Source organism: Streptomyces sp. BoleA5 (genome assembly GCF_000373665.1).
Classification (GTDB): Bacteria; Actinomycetota; Actinomycetes; order Streptomycetales; family Streptomycetaceae; genus Actinacidiphila.
In genome coordinates, this window is the sequence record NZ_KB892090.1 from 16,071 (window position 1) to 30,636 (window position 14,566).

The following is a 14,566-nucleotide window of genomic DNA, read 5'->3' on the forward strand; positions in this document are numbered from 1 at the left end:
GTGTCCTCACTGCCGGTGTAATGCCCGTGCGCGTCACGGTCGGCGGGGTCGTACTTGGTGACGCGGTAGACGTAGGGGAGCTGCACTTTGCCATCTTCCCCCCACAGCCGCCGTGCTCCTGGCGTGCCCGATCAGGTGGGAAACCAGGGGGAAGCACGGTGCCACTCGCGCATGAAGAAGGGGCGCCCCCGTGTCTTGGGGCACCCCTTCTGTCCAGCGCCTTCGCCGGCCTGTGCGGAGAGTGTGGGATTTGAACCCACGGTGACATCGCTGCCACGACGCTTTCCAAGCCGCTCGCCGGTCAGATGGGCAAGCCGGAACCGCTCGTCAGATCGCCCTGGGCATGTACATCGCTGCTGTGAGTCCGGCCATCAGACGCAGCCTCGCATAGTAGGACCTGCAGTACTCGTCGCTGATCAGGGGCAGGATCTTGTCGAGGCCCGTGATGCACGCCCAGAGCATCGCGACGTCCTCCCCACTGAGACCGCCCTCGAGCTCCCCTTGAACGACGAGAGCGACATCCGCATCGAGCAGGATCAGCTCCGCGCCTTCAATGTCCACACCGCGGAAGCCTGCGGGGAACGGTGCCCGCATGTGCTCCTCATACAGTCGGGGAAGTTGGTCGTCACGGTGTGGTCCGCTCATGGCGGCAGTCATTTCCTCCGGGGCAGCCGGTGCGGAAGAACGCGGGACGGTAACGGATGACGGCAACAGAGCCGAAGGCACGCAGACCTTGGCGGTTGCCGAGGGGCCGCTCTGGGCCCCTGCCGTAGCGACGTGGCAGCGCGCATGTAGCTGTGAACGAACTCCGAAAGCTGGTGGGTGGTTGATGGCTTTGTCTGTCACGTGAGACACCTTCCTCATGTCCGTCCGTCTCTGCGGCGGCCACGGAGGGAGTCGCTACCCAGTAGGAAGGTCCGAACTGGGGATCGGTCTGCGGACGTGTGCCCGGACAGCGGGCTGGTCCGGCTGTCGTACGGCCAGGCCCGCGCCCTGCTCGACGCCCACACCGCAGTCGGCGGGGTGCCGGGCACAGGCTGGGACCTGCACGAATACCGCCATTCTGGTCTCACCCACCTCGGCGAGGCCGGGGCCGGCCTGCCCATGCTGATGGCGAGGTCCCGGCACAAGAAGCCGGAGAACGTACGGCGCTACTTCCACCCCTCGGCGGAGGCGATCGCCGAGGTCACCAGCCTGCTCGCGCCCGGAGACAGCAGACGCTGAGGTCTTAGCCAAGGCTGAAGCGTACGACCGAAACTCGTCGACTTCACCTATGCGGCGGGATTCGTGGGCAGGAGCCGGGCGAGCCAGTCGGTGCGGGTTCGGCGGGCTGTGGCCGAGATGTGTGCCTGCGGATACAGGGCGTCGAATCCGTGGAAGCCACCTGCCCAGACGTGGAGTTCGGCCTGGCCGCCGGCCGCCCAGATGCGGGTGGCGTAGGCGGTGTCCTCGTCGCGGAAGACTTCGGCGGAGCCGGTGTCGATGTAGGTGGTCGGCAGGCCCGCGAGGTCGTCGGCCAGGGCGGGTGAGACGTATGCGGGTACCTCGTCGTCGGTGAGGTCGCCGAGGAGGCAGCGCCATCCGAATCCGTTCATCTCGCGGGTCCAGACGCCGGGCCCGTTCGAGTACTGGAGGCTGGAGGTGGTGGTGTTGCGGTGGTCGAGCATGGGGCCGATCAGGACTTGGGCGGCGATCGTCGGGGTGCCGAGGTCGCGGGCCAGCAGGGTGACGCCGGCGGCGAGGCCGCCGCCCGCACTAGCGCCTGCGACGATGATCCGGGCGGGGTCGATGCCCAGTTCGGCGGCGTGGTCGGCGATCCAGAGCAGTCCCTGGTAGCAGTCGTCGACCGGGATGGTGCCGGTGGACTCAGGCGCGAGCCGGTAGTCGACGGAGACCACGACGGCGCCGAACTCGTCGAGCCACTCCAGCGGGATGTCGATCTGTGAGAAGCGGTCGCCCATGACCATCCCGCCGCCGTGCATCCAGTAGACGCAGGGTGCGGCAGCGGTGCGATCGCTGTTCGCGGGGCTGAAGACGGACAAGGGGATCGGGGTGCCGTCCGGGCTCGCAACGGTGACCTCGCGCCGGTCGATAGCGCGACCTTCGAGGAGGGGTTCGACGGGCATCGAGGAGAAGGGGCGTACCTGCGCCAGCACTTCCGGGCTGAGCTGGGACATCAGCGGCATGTCGGCCAGGAGTTCATGCAGTTCGGGGTCGAGGGAGGGGCGTGCTGTGGTCATGGTCGTTGCCTCTCGTGGGTGGTGGCGGGACGGTCGGGCGAGGACGGGGGCCGCCTCGGTGGGCACCGAGGCGGCAGAGGCTGGGGTGGGGGTGTTCGGCGGGTCAGAGGGCGGATTTGCCGCGGACCGGAACGTAGTCGGTGTACTCGGAGTCCTTGGCGAGCAGCGGGTCGATCTGCGCCACGATGGCCTGGGCGGTCTTGCCGGCGAAGACGCGGTGGTGGTCCTCCTCGCTGGTCCAGCCTTCGGCGACATGGACGATGTCGGGGTCGGACGCGGAGCGGGAGACGAGGTAGACGAGGCAGTATTCGCTCGCGCCGGGGCTGCCCTCGTTCAGTCCGGTCAGCAGCAGGTCGACGAGCTGGTCGCCCATACCGGGCCTGGCGGTCAGGGTGGCGCTGAAACCGTAGTTGGCAATCATGGATTCCTTCTCTTCCTCTTCTGTGATGGAGTGCGGTGATTCCATTCAAGCGGGTTGACCTGCGGAAACGTTAGACCGATACTCGTTCGTACTTGCACGATCCTCGCGGCTTTGGGAACCGCGGCACGGAATGGTGCTGCAATGGACGCATGTACCTCGAAGAACTCCGCACCCTGCTGGCCCGCCATGCGCGGCCCGACTGGACCACCGCCGTCGACGGCGTCCTCATCTCGAAGGTCGACCGCCCTGATCCGCCGGCGCCTTCGATGTCCGGCACGCTCCTGGCGGTCATCGCGCAGGGCGCCAAACGCCTCGCCCTGGGTGAGAGGGTGTTCGAGTACGGGCCCGGGCAGTACCTGGTTGCATCCGTCGATCTGCCGGTCACAGGGCAGTTCACCCAGGCCGACCCCAAGCAGCCGGCGCTGGGGTTCGGTCTCGTCCTGGAACCGTCCGCCGTTGCCGAGCTGTTGCTTGAGGCCGGGCCCGGAGACGCCCCCCGGAGCAGCGGGGGCGCGCCGTCGGGGATCGCCGTCAGTGACGCTCCGGCCGCGCTGCTGGACGCGGTGGTTCGGCTGTTGCGCCTGCTCGACGAGCCCCGTGACCGGGCCGTACTGGCCCCGCTGGTCAAGCGCGAGATCCTGTGGCGTCTGATCACCGGCGAGCAGGGTGCGACGGTTCGCCAGCTCGGCCTGGCCGACAGCAGCCTCAGCCACATCTCGCGGGCCGTGCGGTGGATCCGCGAGCACTACGCGCAGCCCTTCCGGGTCGAGGACGTGGCGCGGCAGTCCGGCATGGGCGTCTCCGCCTTCTACCGTAACTTCCAAGCGGTGACCGCGATGAGCCCCATCCAGTTCCAGAAGCAGATCCGGCTCCAGGAGGCCCGGCTGCTGCTTGCCACCCACCCCGGAGACGTCACCGGAGTCGGCCACCGCGTCGGCTACGACAACCCGTCGCAGTTCAGCCGGGAGTACCGCCGCCAGTTCGGCGCGCCCCCCAGCCAGGACGCCGCCCGCCTGCGTCAGGCCGTGCGTGCGCCGGCAGGTCTCCTGCCCTGACCTGGGTGGGCTTTACTGGAGGATCGTGCAAGGAGTAGCGAGGATAGTTCTACTATCTGCGCAGGTCAGAGCGATTCAATGGGATCACCGGTTCTCCCGTGGAGCAGGAAAATGCCTGCCTACCCGTATGGATCCCACCACATCGCAAAGGGGCACAACATGAAGACAGTTCTGATCACTGGTACCTCATCCGGGTACGGGCGGGAGACCGCCCTCTACTTCCACTCGCAGGGGTGGAACGTCATCGCCACAATGCGGACGCCGCGTCCAGGCGTCCTTCCTGAGTCGGACCGGCTCCGCGTCATCGAGCTCGACGTGACCAGGCCCGAGAGCATCACCGCCGCGTTCGAGGCCGAGGGCCCCATCGATGTCCTGGTCAACAACGCGGGCGTGCCCTCGATCAGCGTGTTCGAGGGCACCCCCATGGCCCGAGTGCGGGAGGTCTTCGAGACCAACACGTTCGGCGTGATGGCGATGACGCAGGCGGTGCTGCCCCAGTTCCGCGAGCGTGGCTCCGGCGTGGTGGTGAACGTGACCTCGAGCGTGGTGCTGGGGCACATGCCGCTCTCGGCCGTCTACAAGGCGAGCAAGATGGCCATCGAGGGGTTCACCGCCTCCCTCGCGCTCGAGCTCGCGCCGTTCGGTGTGCGGGCGAAGACGGTCGAGCCGGGCGCCTGCCTGACGACGAACTTCGCGGCCAACGCGACGAAGGGCGCCTCGCTGGACGAGCTGGTCCCGGCGCCCTATGCGCCATGGGCGAAGAAGGCCATGGGCGACTTCACGGGCCAGGACCTGTTCACCAAGGAGAGCGACGTCGCCGAGACAGTGTGGCGAGCCGTGCACGACACGACGGGCCAGCTGCGATTCCCCGCCGGCCCTGACGCGGTCTCGCTCTCTCAGGCGAAGTGATCAGCCAGCAGGCGAGGTCACGCCGCACTAATACCAGGAGCTGGCCCCGCCCCCACGCACGGGTCGGCTCGCCGTCGTGCGCTCACCCCGGCAAACGGGAACCTGAGCAACGACGAGAAGCCGGACCAGTTCGCCCTGGGCCACGGTCACCGCCGGGACGCCGGCCCGCCTGCCGACAGAAGGCGTACCGGGCACGCTGGGCCGCCGAACGGATCCGCGAAGCCGTAACAGCTCCGGCCGGTGTGACGGCTCCCGTACCCCTCTCCGGGGCCTGGCCAGCGCAGACGCCTAGGTCAAGATGGTGGCGACCACGACAACCATTCGTATGACGTCACTCGTCGTCGGTGGCGTCCTTGTCACGCAGCGGGCGCATCCCGCCGGGCAGCTCGGGCAGCTTGAACGAGTACCGGCCGAGCATGTTGATGTGCTGCCGCACGAACGGGGAAAGGCGGGCGACGTCCTCGTCGCGCACGTCGAACCCGTCCGCGCGCAGCTGGTTCACGGCGGCGTCCATGTACCGGGTGTTGAAGAGGACGACGGCGTTCAGGACCAGGCCCAGCGCGCCGATCTGGTCCTCCATGCCGTCCTGGTAGCGCTGGTAGAGCTGTCCGGAACGGCCGTGGAAGATCTTCCGGGCGAGGGAGTGGCGGCCCTCCTGGAGGTTGGCCTGCGCCCTGATCTGGCGGCGGTAGCCGGGTTCGTCGGCCAGGCGCAGGATGTGCAGGCTCTTGGCGATCCGCCCGTAGTGCGCGATCGCGTCTCCCAGCGGGGTCGGCCGCCCGTCCCTCGACAGCATCCGGATCACGTCGTACGCGCGCACGGCGCCGGTGTGGACGGAGCCGATGATGCGCAGGATGACCTCCCACTGGCGTTCGATCCGAGTGAGGTCGACCCGGCCGCGGGCCGCTTCCTGGAAGGCGCAGATACGTCTGGTCAACGTGGGACAACCTGCCGTACTTCAGCTCGTCGATCCCGCCGATGACTGGCGTGTAGCCGACGTTGCAGCCGTGCGCGACCAGCAGCGCGGCGACCGTCACGTGCAGGTCCTTCAGCCTGGCCTCGCCGCCGGTGATCGAGGTGAACGCCTGGTCGGCGCCAGTCCACGAGAACACCTCCAGCAGGGCCTCCGGCAGGTCGACGCGGGGCATCATCGCCTCCACCGCCTTCCGCAGGTCGATCAGGGAGGCGAGTTCGGGCTCCGGCTCCAGGGCGGCGAAATGGAGGCGGCCGTCGTCGTCGAACACGATCTGGGAGGTCGCTGGCACCCGCCCGGCGACCTCCCGGTACGTGCCGTCCAGCAGCGCGGCCCGCGCCGCCAGGTGCTCACCCGCCTCGCCGGGCAGGTTCAAAGAGGCCAGCACGGTCGGGCGGACCTGCTCCCACGCCTCGCCGTCCAGCAGCTTCGCTCGCGGGTCGCCCCACTTCGAGGAGTTCTTGGCGAACACCTCCCGCCGGCGCAGCAGCCGGTGGAAGGATTCCAGCACGCAGAACACGTACGCCTTCCAGTCCACCGTGCCCGCCTCCAGGTGCGGCGCCGCCAGCACGAGGCGCCGCCACGAGCCGACCAGCAGCGACGTGCCGATCTCGAGGATGGCCCGCGTCGACGGACAGCGACAGACGACGACAGGAACGGGACGGCCCGGGCCCGGGCCCAGGTCGCGGGCGTGAGCGAGGTCGCCCGGGTACTCGTTTCCGCCCGGGGGTGGACGGCTGGCAAGATGGGGTGTATCTGCCCACACATCGAATGCCGGACGGTTTCTCTTGGCTGAGTTCATCTACACCATGCGCAAGACGCGCAAGGCGCACGGCGACAAGGTGATCCTCGACGACGTCACCCTGAACTTCCTGCCCGGCGCGAAGATCGGTGTCGTGGGACCCAACGGTGCCGGTAAGTCCACGGTGCTCAAGATCATGGCGGGTCTGGAGCAGCCGTCCAACGGTGACGCGTACATCTCGCCCGGATACTCGGTCGGCATCCTGCTGCAGGAGCCCCCGCTGGACGAGTCCAAGACCGTGCTGGAGAACGTCCAGGACGGTGTGGGCCCGGTGAAGGCCAAGCTGGACCGGTTCAACGAGATCGCCGAGCTGATGGCGACCGACTACTCCGACGCGCTGCTCGACGAGATGGGCAAGCTGCAGGAGGAACTGGACCACGCCAACGCCTGGGACCTGGACGCCCAGCTGGAGCAGGCGATGGACGCCCTCGGCTGCCCGCCCGGCGACTGGCCCGTGGTCAACCTCTCCGGTGGTGAGAAGCGCCGCGTCGCGCTCTGCAAGCTGCTGCTGGAGGCCCCCGACCTGCTGCTCCTCGACGAGCCCACCAACCACCTGGACGCCGAGTCCGTGCAGTGGCTGGAGCAGCACCTGGCCAAGTACGCGGGTACCGTCGTGGCGATCACCCACGACCGGTACTTCCTGGACAACGTCGCCGAGTGGATCCTCGAGCTCGACCGCGGCCGCGCCTACCCGTACCAGGGCAACTACTCCACGTACCTGGAGACCAAGCAGTCGCGTCTGAAGGTCGAGGGCCAGAAGGACGCCAAGCGCGCCAAGCGGCTCAAGGACGAGCTGGAGTGGGTCCGCTCCAACGCCAAGGGCCGCCAGGCCAAGTCCAAGGCCCGCCTCGCCCGTTACGAGGAGATGGCCGCCGAAGCCGAGAAGATGCGCAAGCTCGACTTCGAGGAGATCCAGATCCCGCCGGGCCCGCGTCTGGGCAACATCGTGGTCGAGGTGAACAACCTCTCCAAGGCGTTCGGCGAGAAGGTCCTCATCGACGACCTGTCCTTCACGCTGCCGCGCAACGGCATCGTGGGCGTCATCGGCCCCAACGGCGCCGGCAAGACCACGCTCTTCAAGATGATCCAGGGCCTGGAGGCCCCGGACTCCGGGTCGATCAAGGTCGGCGAGACGGTCAAGATCTCCTACGTGGACCAGACCCGCGCCAACATCGACCCCAAGAAGACCCTCTGGGCGGTCGTGTCGGACGAGCTGGACTACATCAACGTGGGCCAGGTCGAGATGCCGTCCCGCGCGTACGTCAGCGCCTTCGGCTTCAAGGGCCCGGACCAGCAGAAGCCGGCCGGCATCCTGTCCGGCGGCGAGCGCAACCGCCTCAACCTGGCGCTCACCCTCAAGCAGGGCGGCAATCTGCTGCTCCTCGACGAGCCGACGAACGACCTCGACGTCGAGACCCTGTCCTCGCTGGAGAACGCGCTGCTGGACTTCCCCGGCTGCGCCGTCGTCGTCTCCCACGACCGCTGGTTCCTGGACCGGGTGGCCACCCACATCCTCGCCTACGAGGGCGAGTCCAAGTGGTTCTGGTTCGAGGGCAACTTCGAGTCCTACGAGAAGAACAAGATCGAGCGGCTCGGCGCCGACGCGGCCCGGCCGCACCGCGCCACCTACAAGAAGCTCACCCGGGGCTGATCGGCAGATGGCGCGTCACATCTACCGCTGCCCGCTGCGCTGGTCGGACATGGACGCCTTCGGGCACGTCAACAACGTGGTCTTCCTCCGCTACCTGGAGGAGGCCCGGATCGACTTCATGTTCCGGCTGGCGCCCGGGGAGGGCAGCGAGTCGTTCACCGGCGGGTCGGTCGTCGCCCGCCACGAGATCGACTATCTGCGCCCGCTGGTGCACCGGCACGAGCCGGTCACCGTCGAGACGTGGGTGACCAAGGTGACCGCTGCCTCCCTGACCGTCGCGTACGAGGTCAAGGACGCGGAGGCGGTCTATGTGCGCGCCGCCACGGTCGTGGTGCCGTACAACCTCGAGAAGGGCCGGCCGCGCCGGATCACGGCGGAGGAGCGGTCCTTCCTCGAGGGGTACTTCGACGACAGCGCGAGCGACTCCGGCGCCGCCGGCGAGGGGGCAGTCGCTGCATGACGGCACCCCTGCGACTCGTCGACGCCAGGGAGGCGGACGGTTTCGCCGCCTTCCTGGCCCGGCTGCTCCGCTGGGACAAGGCCGCCGTCGTCCGGCTGCGCGCCTCGGGCACGGTGCTCGCCGTGTTCGGGCAGCCGCCGTTCGGCGGCGGGGTCCTGGCCGTCCGTACCGCCGAGCTCGACGGGGCCGCCGGCGACCTGGACTCGACGGTCTCCGCCGGGCAGTTGCTCGACGGCATCGACGACGTGACGGGCACGGTCGCCGTGCCCCCGGCCGTCACCGGTCCGGCCTGGGCCGGGCTGCTCCCGCCGCGCGGCGGCTGGGAGCAGGTACCGGGACTGCCGTCCGCGGAGGACGTTCGCGCGGTGGCCGCGGCCGCGGTGAGCGAGTTCCGCGACCGCAGCGAGGCGCTGCGGCCCGAGAGCCGCACCCGCGCCGAGCTCGACGCCATCGCCGACGACATCTGGTCCCGGCGGCTCGGCGCCACCGGACTGCCGCTGCGGGTGGTGCACGCCGCCCACGCGCTGGGCTTCCTCCGCCCGGTGCGCACGGCCGTCCCCGCGCCGCGCACCGCCGAGCAGCCCGCGGTGCTGCTGCTCGCCGCGGGACCGTGGCTGCGGCTGCGCACGCCGTACGGCTCGGTCGCCGTGCGGCGCGGCCTGCCGGGGCTGTCGGTCAGCCCGGTCCGCTGACTCCGGAACGCGGCTGCCGAGCGCCGGTTGATCGTCACCCGTCCCCCTGACCACCCGTCGAGGGCGCACAAGAACGCTCAGGGGGACACGTTCCGTGCGGGTGCAGTCGCGGATGGTGACACATCCGGGCGACGGAATCAGCCCGCGGTGTTCACCATCGACGCCGCCGCGTACACCAGGTAGTCCCACAGCTGCCGCTCGAGGTCGGGCTCCAGGCCGAGCTCGTCGACCGCGGCGCGCATGTGCAGCAGCCACGCGTCGTGCGCGGCCTGGTCGACGCGGAAGGGTGCGTGGCGCATCCGCAGCCGGGGGTGGCCGCGGTTCTCGCTGTACGTGCGGGGGCCGCCCCAGTACTGCATGAGGAACAGCCGCATGCGGTCCTCAGCGGGGCCGAGGTCCTCCTCCGGGTACATGGGGCGCAGGAGCGGGTCCTCGGCGACGCCCTCGTAGAAGCGGCGGACGAGCCGCCGGAAGGTCGGCTCGCCGCCGACCGCCTCGAAGAACGTCTGCTGCTCCACGGTGCCCTGCGGGATCTCGTTCACGCCCTCCATGTTCTCAGACGGCCCGCGTTGTCCGGAGGGGGTCACCGTCGCAGAGTGGTCATATGACGGATGGCGACCGGTACGCGGCGGCCGCGGTTCCGCTGCGGGCCCGGCTGGTGCGCCGGATCGCGGCGGCCGGCGGGCCGGCGGACCCGCGGTGGCGGGCGGCGTTCGAGGAGGTCCCGAGGCATCTGTTCGTGCCCGTCTACCACCGGCCCCGCTCGGACGGAGGGTTCACGCGGCTGTCGGCCGACGACCCCGACCCGCGCGGCCGGTCCCGCTGGCTGTCCGGGGCCTACGCCGATGTGCCGCTGATCACCCTGGTCCGGGGCGGGGAGCCGGTCTCCTCCAGCAGCCAGCCCTCGCTGATGGCCGCCATGCTGGAGGCGCTGGGGGTGGAGGACGGGCAGCGGGTGCTGGAGATCGGCGCCGGGACCGGGTACAACGCGGCCCTGCTGGCGCACCGCCTGGGCGCCGGCGCGGTGACCACGGTGGACCTCGACGCGGAGATCACCGAGGCCGCACGCGCGCACCTGGTCGCGGCCGGGCGTCCGGTGACCGTGGTCACCGGGGACGGGGCGCGGGGCTGCCCGGAGCGCGCGCCGTACGACCGGATCGTCGCCACCTGCGAGCTGCCGTCGGTGCCGCAGGCGTGGCCGCGGCAGTGCCGGCCCGGCGGGCTGATCCTCGCGCCCTTCGCGGCCGGGCTGATCGCGTTGCGCGTGACGGGCCCGGAGCGGGCCGAGGGGCGCTTCCTGCACACCCCCGCCTACTTCGTCTCGCTGCGGGGCGCAGGCGCGGCCCCGCGCCGGGAGACCGCCGGCGCCTGCATCGCCGGCGGGCGCAGCCGTGCCGGCGACACGCCGCCGAGGGTTCTGGAGAACGAGCTGTTCCGCTTCCTGCTCGGCCTGTACGCCGGGGACGCCGAGGTCCACTGGACCGCCGGCGGCCCCACGGTCACCGCCGCCGACGGCTCCGTCGCGCACGCCGCCCGGGACGGCACCGTCCGGCTCTCCGGGCCGCGCGACCTGTGGGCGTCCGTCGAGGAGGCGTACGGCCTGTGGTGCGACGAGGGCCGGCCGCCCCGTGACCGCTTCGGCATGAGTGTGGCGGACGGCCGCCAGTGGACCTGGCTGGACCGCCCGGACGGGCCGCACCGCTGGGAGCTGCCGCCCGTGCCGGGAACGGCCGCGGTCAGTCGCGGACGATCGTGATCGTCGTCCAGGCGCCGACGTGGACGCGGTCGCCGTCCGTCAGTGGGACGGGCACGAAGGGGTCGATGGGGTCCTCGCCGCCGTTGACCGTGGTGCCGTTGGTCGAGCCCTGGTCCACCACCGACCAGCTGCCGTCGGGCTGCTCCACCAGCACGGCGTGCTTGTGGGAGACCCCGGGGTCCTCCGGCGCCCGGGACAGGTCGATGTCGGGGGCCACGCCCGTGCTGTGCCGGCGGCGGCCGACGGTGACCTGCGGGCCCGCCAGCGGCATCCGCTGCTCGGGGGAGTACGACGGGAAGTACAGCCCGCGCGCCTCCGGGCCGCTGCGGGCCATCATCCCGGTGAAGTACTCCCGGTCGGCGGCGATCACGGCGGTCCAGGTGCGCGGGCCCGCCTGCCCGGCGCCGGGGTCCGGCAGGCTCGGCGGGGTGAGCAGGAAGTCGCCCGAGCCGGAGGTCACCGACTCCGGGGCCAGCGGCTCCGCCGGGCGGTTGATCTGCGACGGGCGGGACAGCTGCGACTCGTAGCGCTGGTACGGCGGCCCGTCCGGCGGGTAGCCGGGGGAGGAGGGCCGCGCCGGCGGGACGAAGGTCGTCCCGGCCTGGGTGACGAAGTCGTAGCGGCACTCCTCGCAGAACTGGGCGTAGCCCTCGCGCGGAGTACCGCAGTCGGGGCAGGGCTCCGCGGCCGCGGTGGCGTCCGGGTCGTAGCCGAAGCCGCCCTGACCACGGCCGTAGCCGGGGTCGTAGGCCGGGTCGTAGGCGGACTCGTAACCGGGTGAGTAGCCGGGGGAATAGCCGCTGGAGTAGGGCGGCGGGGGCGGTGGCGGACCCGGCGCGGCGTACGTGGACGGTGGCGACGGCGAGGCGGGGACGGAGGGGGACGGTGGCGCGGACATGCGCATTCCGCACACCTCGCACCAGTCGTCCGTCGCGGACTGGTGACCGTTCGGGCAAGTCGACATGTCGCTCTCTCCCCCTCTGCCCCGCTGTGTCCCGCTGCTCTATTTCTTCACACGGACGGTCTTCGTCGAACGTGTCTCGAGGGTCATCTCGTCGGCGTCGGCCACCCGGGCCTTCAGCCGCACAGTACCCGTCGCCGCGTCCACCACGTCCACGACCTTGGCCAGCAGCTTGGCGGTGTCGTCGTTGCCGGACGCGCTGGCCAGCTGAACCGCCCGGCCGAGTTTGGCGGTCGCGGAGTCGAGGTCGCCCTGCTTGCGGGCCTCCAGCCCCTGCTGGATGACCTGAGCCAGCTCCGCCTGCCCGGTGTAGTGGGCGACCTGCGGGTTGATCCGCGTCGAGGCCGCCATGTCGTCCGTCCACAGCGCCCGTACCAGCCCCTGGCCCAGCACGCGCGACGTGCCGTCAGGCTGCGGCAGGACGAGGGAGATCCGGGCCGCGAGCATCTCCTGGCCGACACCGGCCGCCGGTACGACCACGTTGACGTGGTAGTCGCGCGACTCGTCGCCCCAGGAGCCCGTCGGGTAGTCGCCGGCGCGCGGACCGGCCTCGGTGCGGCGGGCGGTGAGGTCCTCGACGGTCGGCGCGACCTGCTTGACGTACTGGATCTCCGCGCCCTGCGGGGTCCACACGCGCAGGGCCACGTCGGCGACCTCCTTGCCCATCGCGGTCTCCATCATCCGCCGGAAGTCCGCCTCCAGGCCCGAGGGGTCGGCGACGATGTCCACCGTGCCGAGCAGCGCGGAGGCGATCCCGGTCAGCTCCTTGACCTCCCAGTCGGTGCCGACGCCGCGCGCGTCGCAGGTGAAGCGGCCCGCGCAGGACTCCAGCGCGGCGCGCAACTGCTCCGGCTTCTCGTGCTCGTTGCGGCCGTCGGTGAGCAGGATGCCGTGCCGTATGGACACCTCGGCCGTGGACAGCAGCCGGTCGGCCAGCCGCAGCCAGGTACCGATCGCGGTCCCGCCGCCCGAACTGAGCCTGCGCAGCGCCTCCTTGGCCTGGTGCCGGGTGGCCGGGCCGGCGACGGCGACCCCGCCGTTCCCCGGATAGACCTCCTTGGCCACGTGGGTGCCGGCGACCACGGCGAAGGCGACGCCGTCGCGGATGGTGTCGATCGCGGCGGCGGTCGCCTCGCGGGCGCTGCGCATCTTGGTCGGCGGGTAGTCCATGGAGCCCGAGCAGTCCACCATGATCACCACGGCGGCCCCGGCCGCGGAGCCCGCCCCGGAGCCCGGCACGTCTGCGGGCCCGTGCGTGGCCAGCGGCAGCCCGCCGGTGGTGCCTCCGCCGGTCGAGGTCACGGTGACGATGGCGTTGACCTCGCGCCCGCCCTCCGGCAGGAACTCGTTCTGGTAGATGTCGACGGAGAACTGCGGCACGTTCGACTTCGAGATGTTGGCCATCGGGTGCGCTCCTTGCGCTTGTTCAACCTTCGGAAGAGAGCATCAGGGAGAGGTCACGCGGCCGGGAACGGCAGCACGGCGACGGTGATGTTGTCGTGGCCGCCGCCGTCGATGGCGACCCCGACCAGGGTGCGGGCGCAGTGCAGGGGCCGGGTGCGGGCGTCCTCGGGCACCACGGAGGCCAGTTCCGCCGCCGACTCCGCGTAGTTCCACAGTCCGTCGGTGCACACCACCACCACACCCGGTTCGTCCGGTTCGAAGGAAGCGGTGTGCGGGTCCAGTTCCACGGCGTCCGCGCCGAGCCAGCCGGTGATGGCGTGGGCCCGCTCGTCCGCGTACGCCTCGGCCTGCGTCATCAGGCCCATCGACACCATGCGTTCGGCCCACGAGTCGTCCTCGGTCAGCCGGGAGGCGGGCGCGGAGCGGTCGTCGGGGATCCAGTAGGCGCGGCTGTCCCCGATCCAGCCCACGGTGAAGGTCTTTCCGGAGGTGATCGCGCTGACGCAGGTGCACGCGGGCGCGTTGTGGTGGCGCCGGGCCTCCTCCTCGGGGGTCTCGGCCGCCAGGTCCGTCACCGCCTGGGCCGCCACGAGCAGTGCGTCGCGCATCGCCTCCTCGGGGCGGGTGCCGCGGGCCAGGGACCGTACGAGGGAGCCGCTCGCGGTGCCCGCCGCCGCCTCCGAGGCGTCGTCGGGACGGTACGCGGAGGACACCCCGTCGCACACCACGGCGACGACTGCGGGCGTGCCGTCGGGCAGCGCGGTCGTGGCCAGCGCGAAGGCGTCCTCGTTGCGGTGGTGCCGCAGGCCCCGGTCGGTCACGGCGGCCACCCCGTCGAGCTCCTGCTCCTGGTGGTCGCGCGGCCGGGGCTGCGCGTGCCCGCAGTGCTCGCAGTAGCCGTCCGGGTCGACGTCGCCCATCCCGCAGGCGACGCACCGCGGCGAGGACGCCGGCGCCCCGCCCGCGGCCGGGTCCAGCCGGGGATCGGTGATGCGCGTCCGGGGCAGGTCGGCGGTGCCCAGGCCGAAGGGGAGGGTGTCGGTGTCCCTGCCCGGCGGGGCCAGCTCGTACGACTCCGGCTCACCGCCCGGCGGTTCGGGTACGGCGGCGGGGTCGGGCGGCGCCAGTTCGTACGCGTCCGGTTGCCTGGGCGCGGACAGGTCGGCGCCGCAGACGCCGCAGAACTTGTCGTCGGGTTCCAGAGGCTCGCTGCACTCCGGGCAAACGGTCTGGTGCGGCATG

At 71.0% G+C, this 14,566-nt stretch carries 13 protein-coding genes and 2 pseudogenes; 7 read left to right on the forward strand and 8 right to left on the reverse strand.

Annotated elements, in window-relative coordinates; all coding sequences use genetic code 11:
- Positions 1–327: 327 nt before the first annotated feature.
- Complete coding sequence (locus tag B085_RS0100070) at positions 328–594, reverse strand: hypothetical protein (RefSeq protein ID WP_018556507.1); 267 nt, start codon at positions 592–594, stop codon at positions 328–330.
- Between the two features lie 345 nt (positions 595–939).
- Here B085_RS0100070 and B085_RS40750 point away from each other — a divergent pair.
- Positions 940–1,224: pseudogene (locus tag B085_RS40750) on the forward strand (site-specific integrase); the annotation flags it as partial.
- Positions 1,225–1,271: 47 nt separating this feature from the next.
- Here the strand turns inward: B085_RS40750 and B085_RS0100080 are convergent.
- Both B085_RS0100080 and B085_RS0100085 read right to left on the reverse strand, forming a co-directional pair.
- Positions 1,272–2,240, reverse strand: a complete 969-nt coding sequence (locus B085_RS0100080) for an alpha/beta hydrolase (RefSeq protein WP_018556509.1) — start codon at positions 2,238–2,240, stop codon at positions 1,272–1,274.
- Between the two features lie 103 nt (positions 2,241–2,343).
- The gene (locus B085_RS0100085; RefSeq protein WP_018556510.1) at positions 2,344–2,661 is read right to left on the reverse strand and encodes a putative quinol monooxygenase; all 318 of its coding nucleotides are present in this window, start codon (positions 2,659–2,661) and stop codon (positions 2,344–2,346) included.
- 149 nt (positions 2,662–2,810) lie between these two features.
- On the opposite strand from B085_RS0100085, the gene B085_RS0100090 reads away from it, so the two are divergent.
- Positions 2,811–3,716: an AraC family transcriptional regulator gene (locus B085_RS0100090; protein WP_018556511.1), complete on the forward strand. Its 906-nt coding sequence runs from the start codon at positions 2,811–2,813 to the stop codon at positions 3,714–3,716.
- A gap of 159 nt (positions 3,717–3,875) precedes the next feature.
- Positions 3,876–4,625, forward strand: a complete 750-nt coding sequence (locus B085_RS0100095) for an SDR family oxidoreductase (RefSeq protein ID WP_026250522.1) — start codon at positions 3,876–3,878, stop codon at positions 4,623–4,625.
- 331 nt (positions 4,626–4,956) lie between these two features.
- Here B085_RS0100095 and B085_RS51810 read toward each other — a convergent pair.
- Positions 4,957–6,211, reverse strand: a pseudogene (locus B085_RS51810) (Tn3 family transposase); the annotation flags it as partial.
- Positions 6,212–6,386: 175 nt separating this feature from the next.
- On the opposite strand from B085_RS51810, the gene ettA reads away from it, so the two are divergent.
- From ettA to B085_RS0100120, 3 genes are read left to right on the forward strand one after another with little or no spacing between them, the layout of a single operon-like run.
- Positions 6,387–8,051 carry an energy-dependent translational throttle protein EttA gene (gene ettA, locus B085_RS0100110; protein WP_018556515.1) on the forward strand — a complete coding sequence of 555 codons (1,665 nt, stop codon included), beginning with the start codon at positions 6,387–6,389 and terminating at the stop codon, positions 8,049–8,051.
- A gap of 7 nt (positions 8,052–8,058) precedes the next feature.
- Entirely contained in the window at positions 8,059–8,511 is a 453-nt protein-coding gene (locus tag B085_RS0100115) for an acyl-CoA thioesterase (protein ID WP_018556516.1), read from the forward strand.
- Positions 8,508–9,203, forward strand: a complete 696-nt coding sequence (locus tag B085_RS0100120) for a hypothetical protein (RefSeq protein ID WP_018556517.1) — start codon at positions 8,508–8,510, stop codon at positions 9,201–9,203. Before B085_RS0100115 ends, B085_RS0100120 begins: the two co-directional genes overlap by 4 nt.
- A gap of 137 nt (positions 9,204–9,340) precedes the next feature.
- Here B085_RS0100120 and B085_RS0100125 read toward each other — a convergent pair whose 3' ends face one another.
- Positions 9,341–9,745: a globin gene (locus B085_RS0100125; RefSeq protein WP_026250523.1), complete on the reverse strand. Its 405-nt coding sequence runs from the start codon at positions 9,743–9,745 to the stop codon at positions 9,341–9,343.
- 62 nt (positions 9,746–9,807) lie between these two features.
- Here B085_RS0100125 and B085_RS40755 point away from each other — a divergent pair, with 62 nt between their 5' ends.
- Complete coding sequence (locus B085_RS40755; protein WP_018556519.1) at positions 9,808–10,959, forward strand: methyltransferase domain-containing protein; 1,152 nt, start codon at positions 9,808–9,810, stop codon at positions 10,957–10,959.
- Here B085_RS40755 and B085_RS0100135 read toward each other — a convergent pair.
- The 3 genes from B085_RS0100135 to B085_RS0100145 all read right to left on the reverse strand — a co-directional run bounded on the left by B085_RS0100135 (position 10,940) and on the right by B085_RS0100145 (position 14,565).
- Positions 10,940–11,863, reverse strand: a complete 924-nt coding sequence (locus B085_RS0100135; protein WP_018556520.1) for an FHA domain-containing protein — start codon at positions 11,861–11,863, stop codon at positions 10,940–10,942. The two genes, B085_RS40755 and B085_RS0100135, sit on opposite strands and share 20 nt — an antisense overlap.
- Before the next feature lie 99 nt (positions 11,864–11,962).
- Positions 11,963–13,324 carry a vWA domain-containing protein gene (locus B085_RS0100140; protein WP_018556521.1) on the reverse strand — a complete coding sequence of 454 codons (1,362 nt, stop codon included), beginning with the start codon at positions 13,322–13,324 and terminating at the stop codon, positions 11,963–11,965.
- Between the two features lie 53 nt (positions 13,325–13,377).
- Positions 13,378–14,565, reverse strand: a complete 1,188-nt coding sequence (locus B085_RS0100145; RefSeq protein ID WP_018556522.1) for a PP2C family serine/threonine-protein phosphatase — start codon at positions 14,563–14,565, stop codon at positions 13,378–13,380.
- Between the last annotated feature and the right edge of the window lies 1 nt (position 14,566).

What these genes read in the sequence shown, in the direction of transcription:
- B085_RS0100070 (WP_018556507.1), bottom strand. Translation starts at nt 594, where the DNA reads ATGCGGGCACCGTTCCCCGCAGGCTTCCGCGGTGTGGACATTGAAGGC.
- B085_RS0100080 (WP_018556509.1), bottom strand. Translation starts at nt 2,240, where the DNA reads ATGACCACAGCACGCCCCTCCCTCGACCCCGAACTGCATGAACTCCTG.
- B085_RS0100085 (WP_018556510.1), bottom strand. Translation starts at nt 2,661, where the DNA reads ATGATTGCCAACTACGGTTTCAGCGCCACCCTGACCGCCAGGCCCGGT.
- B085_RS0100090 (WP_018556511.1), top strand. Translation starts at nt 2,811, where the DNA reads ATGTACCTCGAAGAACTCCGCACCCTGCTGGCCCGCCATGCGCGGCCC.
- B085_RS0100095 (WP_026250522.1), top strand. Translation starts at nt 3,876, where the DNA reads ATGAAGACAGTTCTGATCACTGGTACCTCATCCGGGTACGGGCGGGAG.
- B085_RS0100115 (WP_018556516.1), top strand. Translation starts at nt 8,059, where the DNA reads ATGGCGCGTCACATCTACCGCTGCCCGCTGCGCTGGTCGGACATGGAC.
- B085_RS0100120 (WP_018556517.1), top strand. Translation starts at nt 8,508, where the DNA reads ATGACGGCACCCCTGCGACTCGTCGACGCCAGGGAGGCGGACGGTTTC.
- B085_RS40755 (WP_018556519.1), top strand. Translation starts at nt 9,808, where the DNA reads ATGACGGATGGCGACCGGTACGCGGCGGCCGCGGTTCCGCTGCGGGCC.
- B085_RS0100135 (WP_018556520.1), bottom strand. Translation starts at nt 11,863, where the DNA reads ATGCGCATGTCCGCGCCACCGTCCCCCTCCGTCCCCGCCTCGCCGTCG.
- B085_RS0100140 (WP_018556521.1), bottom strand. Translation starts at nt 13,324, where the DNA reads ATGGCCAACATCTCGAAGTCGAACGTGCCGCAGTTCTCCGTCGACATC.
- B085_RS0100145 (WP_018556522.1), bottom strand. Translation starts at nt 14,565, where the DNA reads ATGCCGCACCAGACCGTTTGCCCGGAGTGCAGCGAGCCTCTGGAACCC.